We start from the raw sequence: 25,314 nt of genomic DNA on the forward strand, positions 1-25,314 counted from the left end.
CAGCTTTCTTGAACACCGCCAGCATTTTCTTTGGGAAATGCTGGCGGTGTTCTTTTGTTATTCGGCCACGCAGTCCGCGAAGTAATGGATGCGGCCGTCGTCGCCGGTTTCCTGCACAAGACCGTGAATATCGGTCTCGAAGCCCGGGCATTCGCGGGCAAATTCCCGGTTGAACTGCAGATATTCGACGATCTTCCTGTTGAAGACTTCGCCCGGAATGAGCAGCGGAATGCCCGGCGGGTAAGGCGTCACCAGGCTGGTGGTGATCCGGCCCTCCAGATCATCGATCGGCACGCGCTGGGTCGTGCGGGCAGCGATATTGGCGAAGGCATCGCTCGGTTTCATCGCCGGCAGATGATCACTCAGGTAGATCTCCGTCGTCAGGCGCGCCACGTCATATTTCGCATAGAGCGCATGGACGTGCTGGCACAGGTCGCGCAGGCCCATCTTCTCATAGCGCGGCTGCTTGGCGCAGAACTCCGGCATGGTGCGCCATAGCGGCTGGTTCTTGGCATAATCATCCTTGAACTGCTGCAGCGCGGCCAGAAGCGTGTTCCACCGGCCCTTGGTGATGCCGATGGTGAACATGATGAAGAAGCTGTAGAGGCCGGTCTTCTCCACCACGACCCCATGCTCGACCAGATATTTGGTCACGATGGAGGCCGGAATGCCCGTTTCCTCGAAGCGGCCATCGATGTTCAGGCCCGGGGTGATGAGCGTGGCCTTGATCGGATCCAGCATGTTGAAGCCTGGCGCCATGTCGCCAAAGCCGTGCCAGGCGTCCTCGCCATCGCGCTGAACGCCTTCGCTGTCCGTGCGCCGCAGAACCCAGTCCTTGGTCCGGCCGATGCCCTCTTCTTCGAGCTCTTCCGGTCCCCAGACCTCGAACCACCAATCGTCCTCGCCGAACTCCTCATCCACCTTGCGCATGGCCCGGCGGAAATCGAGCGCTTCGAGAATGCTTTCCTCCACCAGGGCCGTGCCGCCCGGCGGCTCCATCATGGCAGCGGCCACATCGCACGAGGCGATGATGGAATACTGCGGGCTGGTGGACGTGTGCATCAGGTAGGATTCATTGAAGAGATGCCGGTCCAGCTTGGTGTCTTCGGAATCCTGCACCAGCACATGGCTGGCCTGGCTGATGCCGGCCAGCAACTTGTGGATCGACTGTGTCGCGTAGGTCACCGAATGTTTGGTGCGTCCACGCTTGCGGCCCATGGCATGGAACGAGCCGTAGAACGGATGGAAGGCCGCATGGGGCAGCCAGGCCTCGTCGAAATGCAGGTTCTCGACATAGCCGTCCAGCATGCCCTTGATGGTCTCGGTGTTGTAGAGCACCCCGTCATAGGTCGACTGGGTCAGGGTCATGATGCGCGGCTTGACCGTGTCCGCATCGACGCCTTCCAGCAACGGGTTGGCCCGGATCTTTTCCTTGATCGAGCTGATCTCGAATTCGGAATGGGGGATCGGTCCGATGATGCCGTAGTGGTTGCGGGTCGGCTTCAGGAACACTGGCACGGCGCCGGTCATGATGATCGAATGCAGGATCGACTTGTGACAGTTGCGGTCCACCACAACCACGTCGCCCGGAGCCACCGTGTGGTGCCAGACCATCTTGTTGGACGTGGAGGTGCCATTGGTCACGAAGAAGCAGTGATCGGCGTTGAAGATCCGCGCCGCATTGCGCTCGGACGCGCCAATCGCGCCATTGTGGTCCAAAAGCTGGCCCAGCTCTTCCACCGCATTGCAGACGTCGGCGCGCAGCATGTTTTCACCATAGAACTGGTGGTACATCTGGCCGATCGGGCTCTTCAGGAAGGCCACGCCGCCGGAGTGACCCGGGCAGTGCCACGAGTAGGACCCGTCTTCCGCGTAGTCGAGCAACGCCTTGAAGAACGGCGGCTGGATGCTTTCCAGGTAGCTCTTGGCTTCGCGGATGATATGGCGGGCCACAAACTCCGGCGTGTCCTCGAACATATGGATGAAGCCGTGCAGCTCGCGCAGGATATCGTTGGGCAGGTGCCGGCTGGTCTTGGTCTCGCCATAGACATAGATCGGCACTTCCGCATTCTTCCAGCGGACTTCCTCGATGAAGTTGCGCAGGTTCAGAACCGCCGGATCCAGATCAGGCCCTGGGCTGAACTCCTCGTCATCGATCGACAGCACGAAGGCACTCGCCCGGGACTGCTGCTGGGCGAACTGGGACAGGTCGCCGTAGCTCGTCACGCCCAGAACCTCGAACCCTTCATTCTCGATGGCCTGCGCCATCGCCCGGATCCCCAGGCCTGAAGCATTTTCTGAGCGGAAGTCTTCGTCGATGATGACAATCGGGAAGCGGAACTTCATGAAATTTTCCTAACGGGAAAACAGAGAGTGGGCACAGCGGGGCTTGATCAGCTCTTGGCGGTTACGGCAGGTCCGGGCCGCGAAAGCCCGCAATCTGACCAAGCCATACACCTTCGCATTTCATTCTTCATGTCAGACCGATTGAGGATCCGAAATCTCCTTTGGAGAACCGGCATTTTCCCTCCTCCCGGTCCATTCATCCGACTGAATACCGTTCTTTGCCGATTTCTGCAAAAGCTGCGGCAAGGCAGATGGAGCAAGCCGGAACATAGAGGCCAGAATTTGTCCGGCAATGCCCCGCCTTGATCGAAGGCGAATGAGACACCTGTCCGGCAAGCGGAAATTCGTGCCTCATTTGGACAGGATTTGCCCGGATCAGGGATTTCCAGGGGCGAAGCACACATTTTTCTCGCCCTGTCGTGACAGTCTCCGAAAGCCCCAAGCAACTGAAATAAAGGTCGCTTTCAGATCACAAAATCCGTGAGATCAGATCAATGAATTCCACCCTATGATCTTGCCACTTTCTCGCCATTAACCCTCAGTAATCGACACAAATCGCGCTTCAAATTGCTGATCCGGGCACCGTATCTATTACGGCACATCTGCCCCTGGTCACCACAGGCTCACGGCTATTCTGCCCAATCCTGAAATGCGCCTGTTTCCAAGCCTTTAAGGCACATCGAGGGACGAACATGAACGTGAGAACGTTTCTGGCTGCTGGCCTGCTTCTGGCCGCGGCATCCGGCCCGGCTTTGGCCGGCAGCACCTGTGGCAAGGCATCCTGGTATGCGCTTCACTCAAGAACCGCCTCTGGCGAAATGATGAAGCCGTCCGAGCTCACGGCAGCCCATCGCAGCCTGCCCTTTGGCACCAGGGTCAAGGTGACCAATGTCAGCAACGGCCGGTCTGTCATCGTCCGGATCAATGACCGCGGGCCCTTCACGAAAGGCCGGATCATCGATCTGTCGAAGGGCGCAGCCCAGCATCTTCAGTTCGTCGGCAAGGGCATTTCCAAGGTCTGCATCCTCACCAATCCGGTAACGGCCTCCCCCGCCAGCGCACCGGCCAAGAAGCCCTTCCTGATCGCGACGGACGACAAGGTCTGACCTTCCAATCCATCTGATCCTAGGGTGTGGCCTCGCAAATTCAGTGAGACCACACCCTAGCTGCAGATTGTCGCACGGGCCGCTTTCAGATTGCAGAGTGCGCGCTAGCTGCCTAATTCTTGGGCTATCAGTACACGCCATGGACAACAGGATCCCCGCAGCAAAGCGCCAGAGACCGCGCTTGCCGGAGCGGTTCCGGACACACGTTCCGGTGCCATGGCCAATATGAGCCAGGACCTCCCATGTGTGACAAGCACGACTATCCGCCTCTCAATCCCGTCAAGGTCGGCACCCGCGGACTGTGCCCGCGCTGCGGCGAAGGTCACCTGTTCAACGGCTTCCTGACCTTAAAGCCATCCTGCGAAGTCTGTGGTCTGAGCTATGACTTTGCCGATCCGGCAGACGGCCCGGCGTTCTTCGTCATCTGCTTTGCCTGCGTGCCCGCCGTGATCTTTGCACTCTGGATGGAAGTCGCCTTTCAGGCCCCTTACTGGGTGCACCTCTTCACCACCCTGCCGCTCCTGCTTTTGACCTGCATCCCGCCACTGCGCCCCCTGAAGGGCTGGCTGGTCGCGAGCCAGTATTTCTACAAGGCCGAGGAAGGCAAGCTCGTCTGATCCCGGAGGTCACTTATCTGAGTCATTTCAAGGCGCTGGAAGGAAGCTTTGCCACTTCCTTCCAGCATCTTCGCAAAGTGAGTCAGATTGCTGGCTGCAACCTGACTGGTGCGCATTTAGCCCTGCAGCCGTAGCTAGGACATAGCCAAGCGCCACCCGGACCGTTACGACACCAGCTTCAAAAGCGCCTTTGCAGCTGCCTCGGAACTGGCTGGGTTCTGACCTGTCACCAGCTTGCCGTCCTGCACGACAAACTCGCCCCAGTCCTCTCCCTTTCTGAATTCGCCACCCTTGGCCTTCAGTTCGTCCTCGACCAGGAAGGGCACGATATCGGTCAGCTGAACGCCCTCTTCTTCCGTATTGGTGAAGCCTGTCACTTGCCGCCCCTTCACGATGGGAGCGCCATTCGCAGCGGTCACGTGCCGGAGAACCCCCGGGGCATGACAGACGAACCCGATGGGCTTAGCCGCCCGGTCGAAAGCTTCGATCAGCGAAATGGACGTGCTGGATTCCGCCAGGTCCCACAACGGACCATGGCCACCCGGATAGAACACGGTGTCGAAGTCGGCTGCCTTGACCGACGAGAGCGATACGGTGTTCGCCAGCGCATGTTGAGCGTCCTGATCCGCCTTAAACCGGCGCGTCGCATCGCTCTGGGCATCAGGATCGTCGCTTTTTGGGTCGAGCGGCGGCTGACCGCCATCGGGAGACGCCAGAACGATCTCTGCCCCGGCATCCTTGAACACGTAATAGGGCGCGGCGAATTCCTCCAGCCAGAAACCGGTCTTCTTGCCGGTGTCTCCCAGCTTGTCATGGGACGTCAGGACCATGAGGATCTTCATTGTCTTTGCCTTTGTTCTGAGTGTTTCGGATGGACCTCGGCCACACGGTTCGCGCCTCAATGCACGTTGGCCGCTTCGCCTCTGTTCGACGGGTTAACGCCCCAGCCCAGCATCGGTTCCGGTTAAGCGGTCACCTGCCCGTTTAAGCTGCAAGAGCCTCTGGACGTTTGCGCAAAAAACACGCTTGGAGAGACCGGCGCGACTGTCTAATCTGGTCTGACCAGTCGCCAGGTTCCGGCGGATCACTCACTTCCAATTCAGAACCACCTCAAGGGACACCTCATGTCGAACGGCTCCTATTATGCCGCCCCGGGCGGACATCCGCCCCAGACCCAGCTTCTCACCGACCGGGCCATGTTCACCGAAGCCTATGCGGTGATCACCAAGGGAACCCTGCGCGACATCACGACCAGCCGTCTGCCCTTCTGGGACAAGACCCGTCTCTGGGTCATTGCCCGTCCCCTGTCCGGATTTGCGGAGACCTTCTCCCAATATGTGATGGAAGTGGAAAGCGGCGGCGGCAGCCAGAAGCCGGAGACCGATCCGGATGCCCAGGGCGTTCTGTTCGTTGTCGAAGGCGAGATGCGCCTGACAATCGACGGCGTGGAGCATGTGCTCACCGAAGGCGGCTATGCCTATATTCCGCCTGCAACGCCCTGGAGTCTCAAGAACGACGCGGACAAGCCCCTGCGCTTCCATTGGGTGCGCAAGGCCTATGAACGCGTCGAAGGCCTCGACGTGCCGCCTGCCTTCGTCATCAACGAGAAGACCATCGCCCCGATCGAGATGCCGGGCACCAATGGCGCCTGGGCAACGACCCGCTTCGTCGAGCCGGATGACCTGCGCCACGACATGCATGTCAACATCGTCACCCTGAAGCCGGGCGGCGTGATCCCCTTCCCGGAAACCCATGTCATGGAGCATGGCCTCTATGTGCTGGAAGGCAAGGCGGTCTACCGGCTCAATCAGGACTGGGTGGAAGTGGAGGCAGGTGACTTCATGTGGCTGCGCGCCTTCTGCCCGCAAGCCTGTTATGCAGGTGGCCCGGAGACCTTCCGCTACCTGCTCTACAAGGACGTCAACCGCCACATGAAGCTGCGCTGAGACCAGACTGATGACGACCCGCACAATTGTCACCGAACCGCTGACGGCAGGGGCCTTTGCGCCCTTTGGCGACGTTCTGGAGGCCACCGGCACGCCGGACCGGCTGATCAACCAGGACATGTGCGGGCGTTATCATGACCGGGCGCGGCTGGAGACGGAAGCTGAGGGCGGCAAGGCCGGCATCAGCCTGTTCCTGTCGCAAAAGCGCTCCTTCCCCTACCTGCTGGACATGGTCGAGCGGCACCCGCTCGGCTCCCAGGCCTTCCTGCCCATGAGCCTTGCGCCGTTCCTCGTCATCGTCTGTCCGGATGACAACGGAAAGCCGGGCGCGCCCCGCGCTTTCCTGACCAGCCCCGGTCAAGGCATCAATCTCCACCGCGGCACCTGGCACGGCGTGCTGACACCGCTAGAGGACCCGGGCCTTTTCAGCGTAGTGGACCGCATCGGCCCTGGCGACAATCTGGAGGAAGTCTGGTTCGACGAACCCTGGACGGTGATCAAAGGCGATGAAAGCCCCGCCTGACGTAAGGCTCAAGCAGCCTCGTCGTCTTCTTCGCTCTCGGCTTCCTGTTCGGCCTGAAGATCCCGCTCGACCTTTGCCGCGTAGTCAATGAACTCGGTGGCCGGCATCGGCTTGGCGAAGTAATAGCCCTGCGCCGCAGTCACGCCCAGCTCGCGCAGACGCTCGACCTGCTCCGGCGTCTCGACGCCCTCGGCGATGATGCCCATGCCCAGATTGTCGGCCAGTTCCACCATGGAATCCACGATGGTCGTGGAGCTGTCGTCATCGCCGATGCTGTCGATGAACATCTTGTCGATCTTGATGATGTCGATGCCGAGCTTCTGCAGATAGGCCATGCCGCCATGGCCCGTGCCCACGTCATCCAGTGCGACACGCACGCCCATGGCCTGCATTTCGGCAATGATCTTGCGGGCCAGCGCCATGTCTTCCATGGGATATCGCTCCGTCACCTCGACCACGATCTGCTGGAACGAGATATCGGAATTCTCGTAAATCGCCTTGATATCGTTGATGATATCCCTGTTCAGGAAGTGCCCGGCAAAGAGGTTGATCGAGAGTTTGAAGTCCGGGTTCTCCTTATAGAGCTCACCGACTTCATCCACCGTCTGAACCATGAGGCTGCGGGTCATCGCAAAGATATGACCATTGGCCTCCGCATAGGCCATGAACTGGCCCGGCGAGACCATATTGCCATTGGGCCGCCGCCAGCGCATCAGCACTTCACAGCCCCGCAGACGGCCGGTCTCGATGTCCATGACCGGCTGATAGAAGGGAATGAACTCGCCATCGCGGATCGCGCGGACGAACTCGTCATTGGCTTCGCTTTCCGGCCGCCAGGAGAACCAGACGCCAATGGCAACAAAGAGCAGCGCCATCGCGGCGCAGGCCGTCACCGCGATGATCTTGAGGTCATGCACCATCTGCAGCGCAGCCGATTTCGGCGCGACGACGGTCACTTCCAGCGGATAGCGGCCGGAAGGCACCGTGGTCACGATTGCATTTTCAGGGTCCGACCCTTCGGAATTATAGCCGCCGGTCGAGTACCAAAGCAGATCGTCCCCCAGGCGCAGTTCGACACGGCGGTAGGAACGCAGATATTCCGGCCCAGGGTCGCTTGCGATGACCGCCGGCGTGATTTCGGCAAACAGGCGCGAACCATTGCGCAGATCCCAGCTCACCACCGCCACCTGAGCGCCCATGAAGCTGCGGTCGAGCATGCCGATACCGACCAGGGGCCCGTCCTTGCGCAGCAAGGGCAAAATGGCCTCACCGGTCAACGGCATGTCCGGGGTCACGCACATGCGCTTGCCGCCCTCATCCGCAAGGCCGATGGCGTCGATGGTGCCCACATCGGAAATGACCTGCCGGAACAGCTGCTTGTCGGCTGCGGTGCAGGTTTCGACATCATCCCGGTCCAGCCTCTGAAGGGCGGTCACGGTCGTGCTGATCGCCATCTCCGCACGCTGGATGTAACGCTCGCCCATGGCGACCATTTCTCCGCGCGCCTGGCTCTGCGCATATTGATTGAGGATGATGTTGGCCGCGAACAAGGGCGCAGTCGCCAAGACGAGCGCGAGAATAACTGCCCTGACGAATATCATATACCGGTCGGACACCGCATCGCCTGTTCGTGAAGAATCTCCTTAATGGTGTTAACCCTAGAGACGTAAACAAGCGCTGAACAGTAGCACCCTTTACACAAATCAAGGCTTTCCACGCCGGAACAAGCTTTTCTACGACATCAACGATTCCCGGCGGGAATCACATTTTGAACCCGGCTTCAGCAGGAGCAGATTATGCAGGCACTCTTCGTCGGACAGGCCTATATCGACGTGACGTTTCTGACCGACCACTTGCCGACAGGCGATGAAAAGACCATCGCCCGGGACTATGCCGTCAGCTTTGGCGGCAACGCAGTCACGGCGGCCTTCTGCTGCGCCAAGCTTGGCGGCAAGCCGGAGCTGCTCTGTTCCCAGGCCGACGACTGGCTCGCCCGCATGTTCCTGGACATGGCCGCCCAGTACGGGATCTCTGTCCACGGCCGGAAGGTCCGGGAAAGCTCGCTCTCCTTCATCATGCCAAGGGATGGAAAGCGAGCTATCGTCCGCTGCCGGGATGACGAGTATCTGCACCCCTTCCCGCCCCTGACGCTCACGGGCCTTCAGGCACTGCATCTGGATGGTCACATGGGCGATGCGGCCCTTCACTATGCTAGAGCCTGCCGAGACCTCGGCGTTCTCACCTCGCTTGATGGCGGCGCCGTGCGCGAGACGACCGACGAATTGCTCGCCTCAATCGATGTGGCTGTGGTCTCCGAGCGCTTCTGCCAGCAGCTTGGCAAGTCGGTTGGCGACACCCTGAATTACCTCCGCAGCAAAGGCTGCCCTGTCGGCGCGGTCACCCTGGGTGAACGCGGCACGATCTGGTACGAGCGCGGTGGAGCGGACCAGATCTTGCCAGCCCTTGATGTCCCGTTCGAGAAAGTGATCGATTCCAACGGTGCCGGTGACATCTTCCACGGGGCCTATGTCACGTCCTACATGCGAAATCCTGCTGGCAACTGGCAGGATCACTTCACCTTCGCCCGCGGCGCTTCGACCCATGCCATCCAGCATCTGGGGAATGAGGCAAGCCTCCCCACCCTTGGCGATATTGATGCCGCAATCGCCACTTACCGGGAAAAGGCTGCCTGACCGGGCAACAGGTTACGGAACCGGAACGCAAACCGGTTCGGGTCCGGACTGACCGGCGCAATGGCGCGCTCCGGGCGCTCCTCGGGTGCTCCGGGGGTGTTGCTCGGGCACTCCGGGGGCGCTCCCCTTGCGTTCATGGTAACTTGACCTTGCGCAAGGGCTGGAGTTGACCCATCGTGCCCGGCGGCAAGGCCAGAGTATTTTATCGGGAGACACCCAAATGCATTTCTTTTCCTCTTCAGCCGTTAAAAGCCGCAGGCTTCCGGCCTTCACCCTTTCCGCCCTGATGGCCACCTCGATTCTCGCCGGATCTTCCTTCGCTCCTGCCTGGGCCTACGAGCCGACCGGCAATGACGTCGCCGATGCGTTTCTCGACCTCCTGGAAGTCCAGGAAGGCTCGGTGAAATCCTACACAAGTGTCGAGGAAGACGGCGAGACCGTGCGCATCAAGGGCATCGAGCTTGCCAACGAGCAGGACGAAAACGCTCTGATCACCATCGGCACAACGGATCTGACCGGTGGTGAAGTCGCGGAAGGCGGTGCGCTCAGCCTTGAGGAAATGGCGCTGGAAGGCGTCAAGATGGACTCCAAGGACGGTTCCTTTGCCATCGCCAGCCTGACCGTCAGCGATGTCGAGCTGCCCTCCGCCGAGGAAATCGAAAGCGGCAGCGAGAATGCCGGCCCGTCCTATGGCTCCCTGGAAGCCGCAGGCATCAAGGTCGACGCGGGCCCGGAAGGTGCTTTCACCGTCGAACGCCTCCAGACGTCGCTCGACAACTATGTGGACGACATCCCGACCTCCGGCACCTTCTCGATCACCAATGTGGAAATCAAGGCAGAAGATCTGGACGAGGAAGGCCGCAAGAACCTGACCGATCTCGGCTACGAGAAGCTGAATATCTCCGTCAACGGCAAGGGCAGCTGGGATCCCGCCACCCAGGTGGCCAGCTTCGAGGATGTCGCCGTCGAGATGCAGAACGCAGCCGCCCTGAATGTTTCCGTCAAGCTTGGAGGCGTTACCAAGGAGCTGATGCAGGAGCTGACCTCCGGCGCAGGGGATCAGGACAAGATCGGACCGATGATGCAGTCCACGTCCCTCTCCGCCCTGAACATCCGCCTCGACAACAGCAGCCTTGTTGAACGCATTCTGGACAAGCAGGCCAAGGACAGCGGCACCGACCGGGCTGGTCTGGTCGAACAGCTCAAGATGGGCCTGCCCCTGATGCTTAGCATTCTGCAGAACGCCGACTTCGAGAAGTCTGTCAGCACCGCTGTCGGCGACTTCCTCGGCGATCCGAAGTCCCTGACGGTCACCGCCCAGCCGTCCGCACCGGTGCCGGTCATGCAGATCATGGGCACGGCCATGATGGCTCCGCAGGCCCTGCCGCAGATCCTCGGCGTCACCATTGCGGCCAATACCGCCAAGTAATCCGAACAGCCTTGCCGGGCATCCAGTCCGGCAAGGCTTTTTCTCATCCGGACATGCCTGTCCGTCGATCAAGGCCCGCGGCACGCGGGCGCTGTGGAGTAGAATGATGGCCAATCCAGTCTGGTCCGGCACCGCAGAACCGCGCTTTTCCCCGATGATCCGCCATGGCTTGCCCGCAACGGCGCTGGCGCTCTGGTGCAGCCTTACTCCTGCGGCCCATGCCCAGGACAGTGACAAACCTGCCTCCGGCAATGATGCAACGGCCATCCTCCAGACCTGGACGCAGGGCCTGAATGCGCTCGACGGGGTCACTGCCAGCTTCAAGGCCGTGAAGGCCGGAGATCTCAACCGCTCAGCCTCGCTGCAGGGCGGCAAGATTTCCTTCAACTTCTCTGAAGTGCCCTGGATCGCCGAGAACGGCGGCACAACCATGAGCCGGCTTTCAGTCACCATCAGCTTCGATGAGATCGACTTCGGAGGCCTGCGGGAATCCGGCGGCCTGATCGAAGCCGACACGATTGCCATCCCCGGCTCCCTCGATTTCAGCATGAAGGTCGAGCCGGAACCGGATGCACCCAAGAAGATTTCAGCCGACGGCAAGGAAGCTCCAGAAGCGGGCGGGAAACCGGAAGCGGACACCGGGTCTCCAGTTGTCGACGATGTCCCGGCGCTCAACACGGAAGTCCGCGTTCTCATTCCGAGCACCATGGATGCCTCTTACCAGGACGTCCTGATCGAGGATTTCTCCATCCCGGCTATTCTCCCGGACAAGCCGGAGGCAGACAGCGACACGATCGCGACCGCCCGCCAGTGGCTTGCCGCCTTCAGACAGGTTCGGGTTGCCCGCGCCTTCGTGTCCGAAGCCACCAGCAACAGCACCGGTGACAGCACCGGCCCCGCGTCCTCGGTCTATAACGACATGCTGATGCTGGACCTGAAGGATGGCCGGATCGCCGAACAGGCCGTCTCAAGCTTCCGCGTCATCCAGGAAGCAACTGGCGAGAACGGTGAGACCCACCGGGTCGACTTCAATGGCGGCGCGGCCACCGTGCGCGGGCTCGACATCGCACCCTTTGCCATGCTGCTCGGCGGTCCGGATGAGCCCGGGCGCACGACCCTGCTCGACCGGGAAGAACTGCTGGATCTGACCTTCTCTTCCGAAGGCACCAAGGGCAGCATTGACAGCATCATGCTGGAAGACCTGTCACTGCTCGACACCTCCAAGGCCAATCTTGTCGAGATCGCCAGCAGGGCAGAGAAAGGCGAAGAGCTGAGCGAGGATGACATCGGCACTGCCGTTCTTCTGGATCTTGGACGCTTTTCCCTCGGCCGGATGGAAATGAACGGCCTTTCCGCAGACGGCGAGGAAGGCAACGCCCAACTGCGACGGTTCCTGCTCAAGGGGCTCAGTGGCAGCGGTCTGGCAGAACTTTCCATCGACGGCCTGCAGGTTCAGGCCAAGGACGGCACGACTGAGGCGCCTGAGACGAACGGCGGGGACGCAGAAGCCACCTCGTCGGCGACCGGCGTATTCCTAGATCACGCCGGGCTTTTCCGAGTCGGATTTCCGTCTGCGGCGGCCCTTGCGGTTCTCGGCCAGGTGGATGAGCCAACCCCAAGTCAAATAAGGGATGCATTGCCGACTGTCGGCAAGATGATCCTGAGCGCGCTCGAGGTCACCGTGCCGGATGGAACCGCCGACGGGGATACCGGTTCTTCCGGGGAGGATGCGGCTGCAAAATCCACCATCCGCCTCAATCTGGCGGAGCTTCTTCAGGGGGGCTTCACCGACAAGATCCCGACCCGCAGCTCCTTCGTGATCGATGGTCTGTCGATCCCCGCATCGCAGATCACGGACCCGGGCCTGAGCAAGATCCTCGATGACCTCGGGATCGAAGAACTAGAGTTCAACCAGTCCTTTGCCGCAAGCTGGAACCCTGTCACGGAAGACCTGTCCCTGTCGAACCTGACGGTGGAACTGCGCGGCGGCGGCAAGGCCTCCCTGTCCCTGGAACTCGGCAAGATCCCGGCGATGATCTTCACCTCGCCCGAACTGGCGCAGGTCGCGCTCGCCGGAGCGGTGATCAAGTCGGGACGGCTCAGGATCACGGGCGAGGAACTTGTCTCCGCCCTCCTCTCCGATCAGGCGCAGGAAACCCAACTGACCGAAGAGCAGCTCGCTGACGGCTTTGCCGAGGCTCTGCGCGGCGAGATCGGGCCTCTGGCCGGCACAAACTTCGGCGATGATCTGATCAAGGGCTTCCGCAGCTTCCTGACCGATCCCGACGAGCTTTCTGTTGTGCTTGCCCCCAAGACGCCGGTGGGTGTAGCCGAACTTCTGGCTCTGGCGGTCACCGCTCCTTCGGCGATCCCGGACCGTCTGGAAGCCAAGGTCATCAGCGGCGCTTCGAAATAAGCGCCCGCAAAAAACAACAAAGGCCCGGAGCATTCCTGCTCCGGGCCTTTTTCATTTCAATTGCTCATTGCACCCAAATTGCCTCAGGCATTTGAAACCGGCCGGATCCACACCGCCGTGTCATGGAACGCGGCGCCGCCGTAGGGGGCGACCGGGTCGGCACTGGTCAGGGTGTTGATGCCCCGGCCATCGGGAAAGGCCTCATTCGGCCAGATGCCTTCGGAGATGACCGTTCCCGGCGTCAGATCGCTGTAGAACCGGGCATGCAGCGTGACGGCACCACGGCCATTGCCCATCCGGACCAGGGCACCGTCCTCGATGCCGTAGGCGGCCGCATCCTCGGCCCTCAGCCAGACTTCGGGACGGCCTTCCTTCTTCAGGGAGCCCGGGGTCTCGTTGAAGGTCGTGTTGAGGAAGGACCGTGCCGGCGAGGTCACAAGCCGGAATGGCGTGCGCTCATCTGCAGCCTCGATACTGTCCCATTGATCCGGGAGCTCAGGCATCACCGTCCAGGGGCCCATGGGGCTGCCGGCAGGCTTGTTGGGCGCAGCGGACCGTCCCCAGTCCGGACGGAAATGGAACTTGCCATCCGCGTGGCCAAAGCCTTTCAGGAAATGGGCATCCTCGAAGCCTGGCTGGACATCCAGCCAGCGCTTTTCCATCAGATCATCAAAGCCTGCATATCCGGAGGCCTTGAGCATCCAGTCAATGTGCTCGCGGGCGCTCATGTGGAAGCCCGGATGATCCTTCGCGCCAACACGGCGGGCGATCTCGTTGAGAACGAAGAGGTTTTCCTTTGGCCCTTCCGGCGCCTCGATCACCTTCGGCCCCAGCATGATGTGCTGATGACCACCGCCCCGGTAAAGATCATCATGCTCCAGGAACTGGGTTGCCGGCAGCACGATGTCGGCCATCAGCGCCGTTTCGGTCATGAATTGCTCGTGGACCACAGTGAACAGGTCCTCGCGGGCAAAGCCCTTCTTGATCAGGTCCTGTTCCGGCGCAACGGAAGCCGGGTTGGTGTTCTGGATCAGCATGGCCTTCACCGGCCCGCCGCCGCACAGGGCAGCTTCATCGCCGGTCAAAATACGTCCGATGAGGCTCTGGTCGAGAGCTCGGACAGAGAGATCACGCAGCGAATGGGCCTCGACCATGGACTTGTCGAGTTGGAAGATCGCACCGTTGTTGTGAAAGACACCGCCACCTTCATATTGCCAGCAGCCGGAAACCGCTCCGATGGAAGCGGCCGCATGCATGGCAACGGCACCGTTGCGGGTCCGGGTGAAGCCATAGCCGAGCCGGAAGTATGTGCGCTTGACCGTCCCGATCAGGCGGGCCACCTCTTCGATGGCCTCCACGTTCAGTCCGGTGATCTCTGCCGCCCATTCCGGCGTGCGCGTCTGAAGGTGTGCCTCCAGTTCCGCCGGGCAATCGGTGTATTTTTCCAGATACTCCCGGTCAGCCAGATCGTCACGGAAGAGGACATGCATGATCGCACAGGCAAGCGCGGCATCTGTCCCCGGACGGATCACAAGGCCGATATCGGCCTGCTTCATGGTCTCGGTCTTGTAGACGTCCACCACGATGATCTTTGCGCCACGGCCCTTCCGGGCGGAAATGGCGTGGGTCATCACGTTGATCTGGGTCGCAACCGGATTGGTGCCCCAGATCACGATCTGGTCAGAGACGGCCATTTCGCGGGGATCCGGGCCGGCCAGCTTGCCCGTGCCTGCCACATAGCCCGTCCAGGCCATGTTGGTGCAGAAACTGTCGAACTGGCGGGAATAGCCCTTGGCATGACGGAAGCGGTGAATGCTGTCGCGCTGCACCTGCCCCATCGTGCCGGCATAGTGATAGGGCCAGATGCTCTCGGCGCCGAACTCGGCCTCGATGGCCAGAAACCGTTCTCCGATCTCGTCCAGCGCCGTGTCCCAGGAGATTTCCTCGAACTGGCCGGATCCCTTTGGCCCGGTCCGGCGCAGCGGCTTCAGCAGCCGGTCCGGATGGTGGATGCGTTCGGCGTAGCGCGCAACCTTGGCGCAGATCACGCCAGCGGTGTAGCTGTTGTCCGAGGAGCCGCGCACGCGGCCGATCTTGCCCGTTTCCAGCACCTCGACATCGAGAGCGCAGGTCGAGGGACAATCATGCGGGCATGCGGAAAAGGCAGTCTTCGGGACAGGCTTGTTCATTTGCTTGGTTTTTCTTAGATGAGGCGTCTCTTGGCGATGGGCGCAAGGTCGGAGGGAAACCGGCATCTGTCAAGCACTGCGTCCGCAAGAACGGCAAGTGCGGCAGACCAAGGCCCGCCGCACCAGACATATCAACCTCTCATGCCGTTATTTTCCGCGGCAGGGAGAAGGACCGCCAGACCGGCCAGCGGGCGGGCGGCCCGCCTGCGGACCACCGGGGCGGCCTCCGCCAAGGAAGGGCGGCAGCCAGTCACCGCCGCGCACTTCGACGAGTGTAACCTCCCCGGCTTCATCTTGCCCCTCCAGCAAAGCGGCCTGGACCTCCTCCTGCGTTCCCTCCGGTTCATCAAGGCTGCCCCAGCGCGGGCCACCGGCCTTCAGCCGGGAAAAGCTCGTGTCCGGCGTTCCCATCCAGCATCTGGGAATGAAGGGGAAGCTGTCGGTCAGCACATAGTGATAGGTGCCTTCCGGATATTCGCGGGTCACGGCAAATCGGCCGTTGCACTGGTCCAGGTCGCCACTTGCCGCAGCATAGGTCCAGTCCTGGGTGAACTTGCCATTATAGCGCCCGCCCGGACCGCCGGACCGGCTGCCCTGTTTCATGCGATAGCTGCTCTTCAGCTTCACAAGACCACCCGATCCGGTGCTTGAGGCATAGCCATAGGGGCCATAGATGGGAAAACCGTCGGCGGCATAGCCGAGCAAGGCAGGCGCACCGTCCGTGCCCCTGGCACTCATCAGGCCCTCGGGAACGCCGTGGTAATGATAGGTCCCATCCGGCTGCACATGGGCATTGTATTGATCCAGCCCCAGTTCGCAGGCGCCGCCCAGCGCCTCATAGTTCCACCCGGACCGCCGGTCATTCTGCCAGAACTCTGCAGTTCCCGGATCGAACAGAACGCCGTTGAGAGCAATGCCGAAGGGCGTTCCCTGCGCGGAGGTCGCCTTGCTTCCCTTGTGCGGATCAAGTGGCACCCGCAATTGATAGTTCTTTTTGGAGATGCTGTTCGGATTGCCGGAATTGGGAAACTGGCCGGGCGCCTTGTAGGGATAACCGTCGGCGTGAATATAGCGGTAGTTGCCCTTCACCTCGAAGTTCAGGGCCGCTTCTGCGCTTGGCACAAGCAACTGGAAAAGCTCTTCGGCAACGGAAGCCTCTTCCTGCGCATGCTCTCCCTCAAGATGTGAGCTGGAGTCATGTGCAAAGGCCGGCAGTGAAAAAACAGCCACAGACAGTGCAAGTATTGATCTCATAGGACCCTCCTCTTTCATTCCGCCCACCGGAAAAACCTAGGCGAAACAGCGAGGAATACCTATCTTCGTACTGTATTCGTTTGTACCGAAACGTAACAGGGCCGGCACCTTGCGGTACCGGCCCTGAACTTTACCGAAATGACTTCGGAAGAGGCTGATTAGCCGACCAGCTCGACGCCGGAGAACCAGAAAGCGATTTCTTCAGCAGCGGTTTCCGGAGCGTCGGAACCGTGAACGGAGTTTTCGCCGATGGACAGGGCAAATTCCTTGCGGATGGTGCCTTCGTCAGCCTGTGCCGGGTTAGTGGCGCCCATGACTTCACGGTTCTTGGCAATGGCATTCTCGCCTTCCAGAACCTGAACAACGGTCGGGCCGGAGGACATGAACTCGGTCAGTTCGCCGAAGAACGGACGTTCCTTGTGAACAGCGTAGAAAGCTTCGGCTTCACGGATGGACATCCAAACGCGCTTGGAAGCAACGACGCGCAGGCCTGCGTCTTCGAGCTTCTTGGTGATGGCGCCGGTCAGGTTGCGCTTGGTTGCGTCCGGCTTGATCATGGAAAAGGTGCGTTCGATCGCCATGGGTCTCAATCTCTCTACAAACTTGGCCTTGCGGCCTGATCAGGTGCCGGTCGAAAAGGTTTCCGCTCCGGCTCGAATTTCGCGCCTCCTATAGCTTTGACGGCCGTTGACCGCAAGGGGCAGCGGCATAAGCAGGCATGGGAAAAGCCTTCTCCTTCGCGCGGAAGCAGACTTGCAGAGTTCCGTCCCTTCGAAAAGCCAAGACGGGCATGTGTCCGCGCCTCCCCGTTCAGGACCTTCTTCACGGCAAAACCGGCTGGTGTTCTGCTCACCTTGCAGGTCCGTTTTCTGGCAAGTTCCGGAAATTGCCAGATTTTTTCCAGAGCCTTTCCAGGGCTCTTGGGCAAAACTCCATTGTGAAAAAAGCGTATCTGGTCACTGGCGCTGGTCTGGATGGTTTTGCAGTAGCCCTCAAGAAAAAGCGCAGCCTTTTTGAAAATATTTCGACGCATTGGCACTTCCGTGCCGGGAGAGAATTGTCTTGAAAGTTTTTATTTGCATCCTCAGCGAGCACAACAAATGGGCAAATGACCGGCTGTTGTCCGATTGTTCCAAGCTTACCGAACACGATTATCATCACAACCACCAGCCGATGCTTGGTTCCGTTCATGAAACCCTTGTGTCGGGCATGGCAACGGATGGGCATTGGCTGTCCCGCTTTTCCGGCGAGCCTATGAACTCCTTCTTTGCCTTCGGCTCCCCGGCAACATGTCTGGATGACCTTCAGGAAAAGCGGTCCTCACTTGATGAAGCTCTTTGTAACTTCGCCCATTCCCTGACCGAGTCCCGTCTGTCCAAGACGATTGCCCTGCAGGACCCGGATGCCAGCGCAGATTTCCACCAGCCCCTGTGCATGGCCATGCTGCATATGTTCCAGCAGCAGACCCAGTACCGCTCCCAGGTTCAGGTCCTTCTCAGCCAGGCAGGTCTCACCGTTTCCGGTACCGATCTGCATCTCTTCCAGAACCTGACCGGCCGCGGCACCTTGCGGGTTCACAAGACGAAGAAGGCGGCCATCTGACAGGAGCTGGCAACTACGTGTTTTTATCATTTGGTAGAATACCTATTCCCCTCTCAGGAAAGACAGCTAGTCTAGGGTGACCGAAGCAAGCAGACGGACGGGCAGAATTGACGGGCTTGAAGCGTGTTCTCAGTCAGATCGAGATCTTCCTGACAGTCTGCAGTCCCCGCTTAGTGCCAGTATCCGGGTCGGCCGTTCCACCGATGGCAAACACACTCTCCTCGCAAGCCTTTTTGCCCGCGTGCCGAGCCAGTTCGTTCCTTATGCTGGTCAGGAAACCGCGTGCCAGAGTGCGTAAGTTGGGCTGGACCGTAGTCCGCGCCACAGCGGCTCTTTTGACTGGACTGTTTGCAGGTTTGTCCGACAAGCCAGCCATTGCCCATGAGCTGGTCCCCCCTGCGGCGGTTACCGACATGAACACCGCACTTTTGGCAATGCCGGTGAAAGAGCGGGAGACGTTCCTCGCCGATGTCGCCGGCAGCACGATGTTTGTCGTTGCCCAGCAATCCAGCCGCATGCTGATGTCCCAGCTCAACCTGCCTGTCCGCGGCGAGATTGAAACAACGATCGACACCCTTACGGCACTCTACCTGATCAACAGCACCAAGACTGCCTTGAAGGAAAGCCGTACTCTTGCGATCCGAAGCGCTCTGGCAATCACGTCAAAGCCCCGGTCTCAGTGGCCAAAGTTTTTCCGCTACCAGAACATTAACCGCAAACGGGTGGAACGGATCCTTTGTCTCCTGGTGGGAAGCAACCCGGATGTCTTTTCTTCCTTGAGAGAAGGGACAGGCATGAGCGACGAGCAGGTCTCCAGCTGTGTTCGCGAGTACGAGAAGACCGAGCAGGTCTGGAGCAAGATCCTGGCAAACCACCTGCGCAAGGAGGGGGATGACACCCGCCGCATGGCTGTCAGCTACAACAAGGTGCCGAGAGGCGACGAAATTCTGGTCGAGATGCTGAAGCAGAGCCAGATCCTCGAGAACGCAGCCCGGGAGCTGGATGACTTCTACCGCTTCCCGGCGCCTGTCATCATGCGCGCTGCCTCCTGCGGGGAAGAAACAGCCTATTTCGATCCCCGCACCCGTGATTTCCTCATCTGCTACGATCTGATCCTGCGTTTTGCCACGGATCATCTGGAACAAATGAACCGCTGACGCGTTGTCCAACGGGAGCTGGTGTTTGAACACGAATGCCAGCCAGGGGCATGCTGCGTGGAAGGACGCCATTTGGACCGGACCAGACTGAAGAAACTGCTGCAACCGATCCTGTCAGATCATGGCTTCATCACGGTCCCAGGCGCGGTCGCGCTGATCATCTGGGCCTCCAGCGGCATTCCGCTCGGCATCGACTATTTCGGCCTTCTGCCCTGGTTCGGCGTTCCCCCTTTCAGTGACTGGCTTTCCTATGACACGGCCACCTCAATCCTGAGCACCATTGCCTCAGCGGCGATGACCACGCTCAGCCTTGTCTACTCCCTTGTGCTGGTTGTCTTCACCCTGGCCGCCGGCACGATTGCTCCCCGCCTCCTGAAGCGCTTCACCAATGACCGGGTCAGCCAGATGACGGCCGGGCTCCTTGGCGGGACCTTCCTGTTCTCCCTGACGATCCTGAGCTGCACGGGACCAAAATTCGTTCCCTATCACTCCATTGGCACGGCCTTCGTGCTGGCGGCCATTTCCGTGCTGCAGTTGATCTACTTCGTGCACTCGGTCTCCGTCAGCGTGATGATCGATCAGGAAATCGCCGAAATCGGCTCCGAACTGAAGAGCCGGATGACCCGTGTCGTCCGGTCCGACAAGACCTCAGATGACTGCGAGTGGCCAAGCAAAGACGGGTTCGATGTGCTGATCACTGCGGAAGAGACGGGTTTCATCTCCGTGCCGGATGTGCCGGAGCTCGTCGCCTGCGCTGAGAAGCACGACATTCTGGTGGAACTCTGCATGCCACCGGCGAGCTTTGTCACCCAGGGCAGCGACATTCTGCGGATCCGCTACGGGGACCGGAGCCTTGTGGGGACCGAAGAAGAAGAGAAACCCAAACGCGCCCTCGCAAAATCCGCAAAGACTGACAAGGACGAGAATATTCCGGCAGACGGCGAGGACGAGACAGCCGACACGCCGGAAAAGGAAGAGACCCCGCGCCAGAAAATCGAGCGCTCCGTGCGCGAGAAAGTTCATCTGGATACGGTGGGAGGCAGCGAGAAGGACATCATCTTCGCCATCAATCTTCTGCTGGAAATTGCCCTGCGGGCCCTGTCCCCCGGCGTCAACGACACTTTCACCGCCATAGCCTGCACCAACCGGCTGTCGGAAGTGCTGCGCGAGCCTGTTGCCAAGGGCCTGCGCGAGAACATCCATCTGGACAGCGAAGACAAGCCGCGTCTGCGCATTCCGGGTCTCACGCTCGAAGAGCTTTTGAAAAAGTCGTTACAGCCCCTGCGCCTGGCTGCCGCCGACAATCTCCTGATGCTGATGAACCTGGCGGGCATGATCCAGCGCCTCTATGCGGCAGCGCGCACGAACCGTGTCCGCCGCCTTCTCGCCTCCCATGCGGAGGATCTGATTGCCACCTATGAGAAGACCGGGCCTCTGGACCGCGACCTTCAGGACCTGAAGGATCAGCTGACCGGTGTCCGGATGAAGCTGGAGGACGACTGAGCAGCCAACTGTGATACGGAAATGCTTGGCATTTCGCTGCAAAGCCATGTTCCCGCTTGCATCGCTGCAGCGCCTCGTTCAAAACCTCGGCCATGCTACAGATTTCCGACCTCACCTTCCGTATTGCCGGGCGCACTCTGATCGAGAACGCCAGCGTCACCCTGCCCGCCCGCACCAAGACCGGACTGGTCGGCAGGAACGGCACGGGCAAATCGACCCTATTCAAGATCATCACCGGTGATCTTGTGCCTGAAAGCGGAACCGTCCAGATCCCCAAGCAGTCGCGGATCGGCCAGGTGGCTCAGGAAGCCCCGGGCACAGAACAGACGCTGATGGAAGTCGTGCTGGCCGCCGACACCGAGCGGACTGCCCTTCTGGCAGAGGCAGAGACTGCCAAGGACCCCCAGCGGATCGGCGAGATCCACATGCGCCTTGCGGACATCAACAGCCACACGGCGGAAGCACGCGCGGGCGCGATCCTGTCCGGTCTCGGCTTTGATGCGGAAGCCCAGCAGCGTCCCTGCTCCGCCTTTTCCGGCGGCTGGCGCATGCGTGTGGCTCTGGCGGCCGTGCTCTTTTCCGAGCCCGACCTGCTGCTGCTCGACGAGCCGACCAACTACCTCGACCTTGAAGGCACCATGTGGCTGGAGAACTATGTCTCCCGCTATCCGCATCAGGTGCTGCTGATCTCCCACGACCGCGACCTCCTGAACAAGGCCGTCGACAGCATCGTGCATCTGGACCAGGGCAAGCTGACCTTCTATCGCGGCGGTTATGACAGTTTCGACCGGCAGCGCCGCGAGACCATGATCCTTCAGCAGAAGGCCAAGGAAAAGCAGGATGTGCAGCGCAAGCACATGCAGGCTTTCGTTGACCGCTTCCGCGCCAAGGCATCCAAGGCCCGTCAGGCCCAGTCACGCCTGAAGATGCTGGAAAAGCTGCAGCCGATTGCCGCCCTGACCGAGGAAAGCTCGACCCCGATCCATTTCCCGGATCCCAAGGGCCGTCTTGCGCCTCCGATCATCAAGCTCGAAGGCGTGTCCGTTGGCTATGACGGTAAGGCCATCTTGCGGAACCTGACCGTCAACGTGCAGCCGGATGACCGCATCGCGCTTCTGGGCGCGAACGGCAACGGCAAGTCGACCTTCGCCAAGCTTCTGTCCAACCGTCTGGACGCCATGGGCGGCGAGATCACCAAGGCCACGAAGCTCAACATCGCCTTCTTTGCCCAGCACCAGATGGATGAGCTGCGCCCGGCCGAGAACGCCATCGACCATGTGCGCAGCCTGATGCCGACCTCTTCGGAAGCGCAGGTGCGTGCCCGTGTCGCCCGCTTCGGCTTGCCGACGGAAAAGATGATGACCCCGGCCAAGGATCTCTCCGGTGGCGAGAAGGCCCGTCTGCTTCTGGGGCTTGCCACCTTTGATGGCCCAAACCTGATCATCCTCGATGAGCCGACCAACCACCTGGACATCGACAGCCGCGAGGCCTTGGTCATGGCGCTGAATGAATATCAGGGCGCCGTCATCTTGATCAGCCACGACCGGCATCTGGTTGAAGCCTGTGCGGATCAGCTCTGGCTCGTCGGCAATGGCGGTGTCTCTGCCTATGACGGTGATATGGACGACTATCGCGACCTGATCATCAAGGGTCCGGACGCGAAGAAGAAGACCAAGGCCAGCGACGAAGCCAAGCAGCAGGAAAAGGCGCCCGTCAAGCCGACGGAAAAGCGCAAGGAAGCAGCCGTCAAGCGCACGGAACTGAAGCCGCTGCGCAAGCGCATCGACGAGGCGGAAAAGGAAATCGCCCGCCTGCAGAAGAAGCTCGAGATGATCGACCAGGAACTGGCCGATCCAGGCTTCTACATGGCCGATCCCACAAGGGCGCAGAAATTCGCTAAGGAACGGGCCTTCTGCGAGAAGAAGCTGATCAAGACCGAAGAGGAATGGCTGGAGCTTTCCTCCGAGTACGAAAGCGCCAACTGAGACGAAGGCTCACAGGAACGAGCCAGGAAACAGAAAGGCCCGGGCAGCAATTGCTGTCCGGGCCTTTTCATTTGATGACGAAGAACATCAGCCCGTATGGCCTGGAATGGCCACCCGCCTGCCCTGACTGTCATGGGCGGAGCCGCAAATCAGCTTCGTGAAGATGACCAGCGTATGAGCGAAATCCGCGATAAAGCAGGCAACGGCCAAAAGGATCAGGAAACCGTTGCCATCGGCAGCTCCGGTCACCCAGATGAGGAACCAGCACAGGAACAAGCCAAGGTCGAACAGGCCATGCAGAATGTTGCCAAGATAGAAATGGTGGATGCCCACCATTCCGAACACACCGCACAAGGCGACGGCCACGCCATAGCTCTTCGGGCTCACATCTTCCTTGGCCGCGGCCTGAGGCGCTCCGCATTCCGGACAGGCCCGGGCAGCCATTGCGATCTTCTTGCCGCAATAGCTGCAATGGTTCCAGCCGCCCGTCTGCTCGACTTCCATCGGAGAGCTCATCGCTTCAGCGGCAGGCCGTTCTTGTCCTTGAACGAGCCGACAATGATCATGACCAGATCAATCAGCGTCCAGATGCCCAGTCCGCCGAGGGTCACAATCATCAGGATGCCGGTCAGAATCTTGCCGACATAGAAACGGTGAATGCCGAGGGTGCCCAGGAAGAAGCAGAGCAATGCGGCTGCAACCATCGACTTGTTGGAAGTCGGAGCAACGGCATTGGGTGCGCCGCACTTGGGGCAAGCCGGGGCAATTGCAGCGATTTCGGTGCCGCAGGTGGCGCAATGAACCATCCGGGGTGCGGCAGCAACTCCAGTTTCTGTAACCATTTCAAAATCTCCAATTCGAATTACCCGGCGAACCGCCAGTTGCCTGCGCCTAACATAACCGGCGATTGTGCCAAAGGCTTCCACCCGGCAACATGCCAATTCCCTGTTGAAAAATTTTCAGGGAGCACGCGAAAATGTGTATCGCGTCAAGATTGCAGCTCCGTGGCAGAACCTCACCCAAAAGCTCGGACAGCTTTCCGTTCGGACAAAAAGATCTTGTCGAGTTCGGCAGCTGGCAAGGGCTTTCCGAACAGATATCCCTGATAATGCGGGCAGCCTGCCGCATGCAGCGCCTTGAGCTGCGCCTCGGTCTCGACACCTTCCGCAATGATCGCCAGATCCAGGCTTTGGGCAAGGCGGATGATCGTGTCCACGATGGCCATGTTCCGCCCGTCCGCAAGGAGATCCCGGATGAAGGACTGGTCGATCTTGATCTGGTCGAAGGGAAAGCGCTTCAGGGAACTGAGCGACGAATAGCCCGTTCCGAAGTCATCCAGCGACCATTGAATGCCGAAGTCCCGGAGCGCCTGCATTCTTTCCAGCACCACGTCCGGATCTTCCGCCAAGGCGCTTTCCGTCAGCTCCAGCTTCAACCCTTCCGGACGGGCCCCGCTCACCAGAACGATGGATTTGACCTGCTCGACGAAGTCGGGCTGGCGGAACTGGACCGCGCTGACATTGACGGCGATCGTCAGATGGGCAGTCTCTGGGGACTTGCTCCATTGCACCAGCTGGGCGCAGGCCATGCGCAGAACCCAGTCCCCGATCGGAATGACCAGCCCGGTTTCCTCAGCCAGCGGAATGAACTCCATGGGTGAGACATTGCCTCTGGCCGAATGGTTCCAGCGCAAGAGCGCTTCCACTCCGAAGACTGCGCCGTGACGGTCCGCCTGGGGCTGATAGTGAAGGTGGAACTCGCCGCGGGCAATGCCCCGGCGCATGTCGCTTTCCATGGTTCTGCGGGCATTGATATTTGCCTGCATCATGACCGCCACAATCGCTGTCGCCACGATCCCGGTGATGTTGTTGATCCAGACCCCCGCCATGCTGGGGGGGACCGGCGCGATCAGCTCGAAATGGGAGAGCTGTGGAACGTTGATCGAAAAGGCCAGAAAGATCAGCAGCGACAGAACCGGAAGAATGACCCGGAGATAGATCCCTTCCCGGTTGAACAGAAAGAAAATCGCCGCTGAGACCGGCAGCATGTTCATGTAGACCGAGCGGGGCAATGCATCAACCGGCACGTCCGACAGGGACGACATGGTGACAGTGAACACCAGCGCATGGGCCATAATGATGCCGGCAAAACGAATGTGATTGCCAAAGGAGAGAAAGATCATTGCCAGGCCGGCGCTGACCGTGACGAGATTGATCCCGAAAAGACACCAGTAGCTCTTGCTGGCGTAAAAAATGCCCCAAACCGAACTGGCGGCCACACATGCAAAACCACCGAAAAGGATAAGGTTTCGCGCCCTGGTATTCTTGACCCCAGCTTCCGTCCAGCTCGACAGATCGTCTCGCCGGAAAAGCTTCTCAACAGCCCCTGTTATAATCACAATAGTGTCTTCACCCCCCCGAGTGCCCTGTCATTTTTCGCAGGGAAATATATGACACTCAAAACCTTACCTAATGGCAACTGGCAAGGGGTTTCTAAAATAAAACAATGAATGCAATAGTTTCAGAATCTGCGTTCACTTGAGAAGTGA

22 protein-coding genes are annotated in these 25,314 nt (G+C 60.1%); 13 read left to right on the top strand and 9 right to left on the bottom strand.

The window, feature by feature from the left end; translation table 11 throughout:
• Positions 1–57 precede the first annotated feature (57 nt).
• Positions 58–2,346: an arginine/lysine/ornithine decarboxylase gene (locus tag BUA94_RS15605; protein WP_073014237.1), complete on the bottom strand. Its 2,289-nt coding sequence runs from the start codon at positions 2,344–2,346 to the stop codon at positions 58–60.
• A gap of 692 nt (positions 2,347–3,038) precedes the next feature.
• Here BUA94_RS15605 and BUA94_RS15610 point away from each other — a divergent pair.
• A complete protein-coding gene (locus BUA94_RS15610; protein ID WP_073014238.1) occupies positions 3,039–3,452 on the top strand; it encodes a septal ring lytic transglycosylase RlpA family protein in 414 nt (137 codons plus the stop codon).
• Between the two features lie 242 nt (positions 3,453–3,694).
• Entirely contained in the window at positions 3,695–4,069 is a 375-nt protein-coding gene (locus BUA94_RS15615) for a DUF983 domain-containing protein (protein WP_073014239.1), read from the top strand.
• Positions 4,070–4,233: 164 nt separating this feature from the next.
• On the opposite strand, the gene BUA94_RS15620 is transcribed toward BUA94_RS15615, so the two are convergent.
• Positions 4,234–4,911 (bottom strand): type 1 glutamine amidotransferase domain-containing protein, encoded by a 678-nt coding sequence (locus tag BUA94_RS15620; RefSeq protein ID WP_073014240.1) that lies wholly within the window; start codon positions 4,909–4,911, stop codon positions 4,234–4,236.
• A gap of 282 nt (positions 4,912–5,193) precedes the next feature.
• Here BUA94_RS15620 and BUA94_RS15625 point away from each other — a divergent pair, with 282 nt between their 5' ends.
• Complete coding sequence (locus BUA94_RS15625; protein WP_073014241.1) at positions 5,194–6,015, top strand: bifunctional allantoicase/(S)-ureidoglycine aminohydrolase; 822 nt, start codon at positions 5,194–5,196, stop codon at positions 6,013–6,015.
• Between the two features lie 10 nt (positions 6,016–6,025).
• Positions 6,026–6,538 (top strand): ureidoglycolate lyase, encoded by a 513-nt coding sequence (locus BUA94_RS15630; protein ID WP_073014242.1) that lies wholly within the window; start codon positions 6,026–6,028, stop codon positions 6,536–6,538.
• An 8-nt stretch (positions 6,539–6,546) separates the two neighbouring features.
• Here the strand turns inward: BUA94_RS15630 and BUA94_RS15635 are convergent, their stop codons facing one another.
• Positions 6,547–8,154, bottom strand: coding sequence for an EAL domain-containing protein (locus tag BUA94_RS15635; protein WP_073014243.1), 1,608 nt, complete (start codon positions 8,152–8,154; stop codon positions 6,547–6,549).
• Positions 8,155–8,334: 180 nt separating this feature from the next.
• Here BUA94_RS15635 and BUA94_RS15640 point away from each other — a divergent pair, with 180 nt between their 5' ends.
• The 3 genes from BUA94_RS15640 to BUA94_RS15650 all read left to right on the top strand — a co-directional run bounded on the left by BUA94_RS15640 (position 8,335) and on the right by BUA94_RS15650 (position 13,076).
• The gene (locus tag BUA94_RS15640; RefSeq protein ID WP_073014244.1) at positions 8,335–9,231 is read left to right on the top strand and encodes a sugar kinase; all 897 of its coding nucleotides are present in this window, start codon (positions 8,335–8,337) and stop codon (positions 9,229–9,231) included.
• A 220-nt stretch (positions 9,232–9,451) separates the two neighbouring features.
• Positions 9,452–10,660 (top strand): hypothetical protein, encoded by a 1,209-nt coding sequence (locus BUA94_RS15645; protein WP_084082058.1) that lies wholly within the window; start codon positions 9,452–9,454, stop codon positions 10,658–10,660.
• Between the two features lie 106 nt (positions 10,661–10,766).
• The gene (locus tag BUA94_RS15650; protein WP_139251163.1) at positions 10,767–13,076 is read left to right on the top strand and encodes a hypothetical protein; all 2,310 of its coding nucleotides are present in this window, start codon (positions 10,767–10,769) and stop codon (positions 13,074–13,076) included.
• 83 nt (positions 13,077–13,159) lie between these two features.
• On the opposite strand, the gene BUA94_RS15655 is transcribed toward BUA94_RS15650, so the two are convergent.
• From BUA94_RS15655 to ndk, 3 genes are all read right to left on the bottom strand, one after another.
• Complete coding sequence (locus BUA94_RS15655) at positions 13,160–15,265, bottom strand: molybdopterin-containing oxidoreductase family protein (protein WP_073014246.1); 2,106 nt, start codon at positions 15,263–15,265, stop codon at positions 13,160–13,162.
• A gap of 147 nt (positions 15,266–15,412) precedes the next feature.
• On the bottom strand, positions 15,413–16,519 hold the full coding sequence (locus tag BUA94_RS15660) for a YHYH protein (RefSeq protein WP_073014247.1): 1,107 nt from the start codon (positions 16,517–16,519) through the stop codon (positions 15,413–15,415).
• Positions 16,520–16,677: 158 nt separating this feature from the next.
• The gene (gene ndk, locus BUA94_RS15665; RefSeq protein ID WP_073014248.1) at positions 16,678–17,100 is read right to left on the bottom strand and encodes a nucleoside-diphosphate kinase; all 423 of its coding nucleotides are present in this window, start codon (positions 17,098–17,100) and stop codon (positions 16,678–16,680) included.
• 137 nt (positions 17,101–17,237) lie between these two features.
• Here ndk and BUA94_RS23365 point away from each other — a divergent pair, with 137 nt between their 5' ends.
• From BUA94_RS23365 to BUA94_RS15690, 5 genes are all read left to right on the top strand, one after another.
• Positions 17,238–17,585: a hypothetical protein gene (locus BUA94_RS23365; protein ID WP_139251164.1), complete on the top strand. Its 348-nt coding sequence runs from the start codon at positions 17,238–17,240 to the stop codon at positions 17,583–17,585.
• Positions 17,582–18,121 (top strand): DinB family protein, encoded by a 540-nt coding sequence (locus BUA94_RS15670; protein WP_073014249.1) that lies wholly within the window; start codon positions 17,582–17,584, stop codon positions 18,119–18,121. The genes BUA94_RS23365 and BUA94_RS15670 overlap by 4 nt, the downstream gene beginning before the upstream one ends.
• A gap of 290 nt (positions 18,122–18,411) precedes the next feature.
• Positions 18,412–19,278, top strand: coding sequence for a DUF4344 domain-containing metallopeptidase (locus tag BUA94_RS15680; RefSeq protein ID WP_175558059.1), 867 nt, complete (start codon positions 18,412–18,414; stop codon positions 19,276–19,278).
• Positions 19,279–19,350: 72 nt separating this feature from the next.
• On the top strand, positions 19,351–20,781 hold the full coding sequence (locus BUA94_RS15685) for a DUF2254 domain-containing protein (RefSeq protein WP_073014252.1): 1,431 nt from the start codon (positions 19,351–19,353) through the stop codon (positions 20,779–20,781).
• Between the two features lie 92 nt (positions 20,782–20,873).
• Entirely contained in the window at positions 20,874–22,766 is a 1,893-nt protein-coding gene (locus BUA94_RS15690) for an ABC-F family ATP-binding cassette domain-containing protein (RefSeq protein ID WP_073014253.1), read from the top strand.
• 87 nt (positions 22,767–22,853) lie between these two features.
• Here BUA94_RS15690 and BUA94_RS23370 read toward each other — a convergent pair whose 3' ends face one another.
• The 3 genes from BUA94_RS23370 to BUA94_RS15705 all read right to left on the bottom strand — a co-directional run bounded on the left by BUA94_RS23370 (position 22,854) and on the right by BUA94_RS15705 (position 24,900).
• Complete coding sequence (locus BUA94_RS23370) at positions 22,854–23,270, bottom strand: NINE protein (protein ID WP_175558060.1); 417 nt, start codon at positions 23,268–23,270, stop codon at positions 22,854–22,856.
• A gap of 8 nt (positions 23,271–23,278) precedes the next feature.
• Positions 23,279–23,608, bottom strand: coding sequence for a TM2 domain-containing protein (locus BUA94_RS15700; RefSeq protein ID WP_084082061.1), 330 nt, complete (start codon positions 23,606–23,608; stop codon positions 23,279–23,281).
• A 173-nt stretch (positions 23,609–23,781) separates the two neighbouring features.
• Positions 23,782–24,900, bottom strand: coding sequence for a putative bifunctional diguanylate cyclase/phosphodiesterase (locus tag BUA94_RS15705; RefSeq protein ID WP_175558061.1), 1,119 nt, complete (start codon positions 24,898–24,900; stop codon positions 23,782–23,784).
• Between BUA94_RS15705 and BUA94_RS23615 the strand changes: the two genes are divergently transcribed.
• The gene (locus tag BUA94_RS23615; RefSeq protein ID WP_175558062.1) at positions 24,892–25,275 is read left to right on the top strand and encodes a hypothetical protein; all 384 of its coding nucleotides are present in this window, start codon (positions 24,892–24,894) and stop codon (positions 25,273–25,275) included. The two genes, BUA94_RS15705 and BUA94_RS23615, sit on opposite strands and share 9 nt — an antisense overlap.
• The last annotated feature ends 39 nt before the right edge of the window (positions 25,276–25,314 follow it).

Origin of the sequence: Roseibium suaedae (assembly GCF_900142725.1) — a bacterium.
GTDB classification, from domain to species: domain Bacteria; phylum Pseudomonadota; class Alphaproteobacteria; order Rhizobiales; family Stappiaceae; genus Roseibium; species Roseibium suaedae.

Excerpts from the sequence above, each read along its gene's own strand:
- BUA94_RS15605 (WP_073014237.1), bottom strand. The coding sequence starts at position 2,346 with ATGAAGTTCCGCTTCCCGATTGTCATCATCGACGAAGACTTCCGCTCA.
- BUA94_RS15610 (WP_073014238.1), top strand. The coding sequence starts at position 3,039 with ATGAACGTGAGAACGTTTCTGGCTGCTGGCCTGCTTCTGGCCGCGGCA.
- BUA94_RS15615 (WP_073014239.1), top strand. The coding sequence starts at position 3,695 with ATGTGTGACAAGCACGACTATCCGCCTCTCAATCCCGTCAAGGTCGGC.
- BUA94_RS15620 (WP_073014240.1), bottom strand. The coding sequence starts at position 4,911 with ATGAAGATCCTCATGGTCCTGACGTCCCATGACAAGCTGGGAGACACC.
- BUA94_RS15625 (WP_073014241.1), top strand. The coding sequence starts at position 5,194 with ATGTCGAACGGCTCCTATTATGCCGCCCCGGGCGGACATCCGCCCCAG.
- BUA94_RS15630 (WP_073014242.1), top strand. The coding sequence starts at position 6,026 with ATGACGACCCGCACAATTGTCACCGAACCGCTGACGGCAGGGGCCTTT.
- BUA94_RS15640 (WP_073014244.1), top strand. The coding sequence starts at position 8,335 with ATGCAGGCACTCTTCGTCGGACAGGCCTATATCGACGTGACGTTTCTG.
- BUA94_RS15645 (WP_084082058.1), top strand. The coding sequence starts at position 9,452 with ATGCATTTCTTTTCCTCTTCAGCCGTTAAAAGCCGCAGGCTTCCGGCC.
- BUA94_RS15650 (WP_139251163.1), top strand. The coding sequence starts at position 10,767 with ATGGCCAATCCAGTCTGGTCCGGCACCGCAGAACCGCGCTTTTCCCCG.
- BUA94_RS15655 (WP_073014246.1), bottom strand. The coding sequence starts at position 15,265 with ATGAACAAGCCTGTCCCGAAGACTGCCTTTTCCGCATGCCCGCATGAT.
- BUA94_RS15660 (WP_073014247.1), bottom strand. The coding sequence starts at position 16,519 with ATGAGATCAATACTTGCACTGTCTGTGGCTGTTTTTTCACTGCCGGCC.
- ndk (WP_073014248.1), bottom strand. The coding sequence starts at position 17,100 with ATGGCGATCGAACGCACCTTTTCCATGATCAAGCCGGACGCAACCAAG.
- BUA94_RS23365 (WP_139251164.1), top strand. The coding sequence starts at position 17,238 with ATGGGAAAAGCCTTCTCCTTCGCGCGGAAGCAGACTTGCAGAGTTCCG.
- BUA94_RS15690 (WP_073014253.1), top strand. The coding sequence starts at position 20,874 with ATGCTACAGATTTCCGACCTCACCTTCCGTATTGCCGGGCGCACTCTG.
- BUA94_RS23370 (WP_175558060.1), bottom strand. The coding sequence starts at position 23,270 with ATGGAAGTCGAGCAGACGGGCGGCTGGAACCATTGCAGCTATTGCGGC.
- BUA94_RS15700 (WP_084082061.1), bottom strand. The coding sequence starts at position 23,608 with ATGGTTACAGAAACTGGAGTTGCTGCCGCACCCCGGATGGTTCATTGC.
- BUA94_RS23615 (WP_175558062.1), top strand. The coding sequence starts at position 24,892 with ATGGGCCATAATGATGCCGGCAAAACGAATGTGATTGCCAAAGGAGAG.
- BUA94_RS15705 (WP_175558061.1), bottom strand. The coding sequence starts at position 24,900 with ATGGCCCATGCGCTGGTGTTCACTGTCACCATGTCGTCCCTGTCGGAC.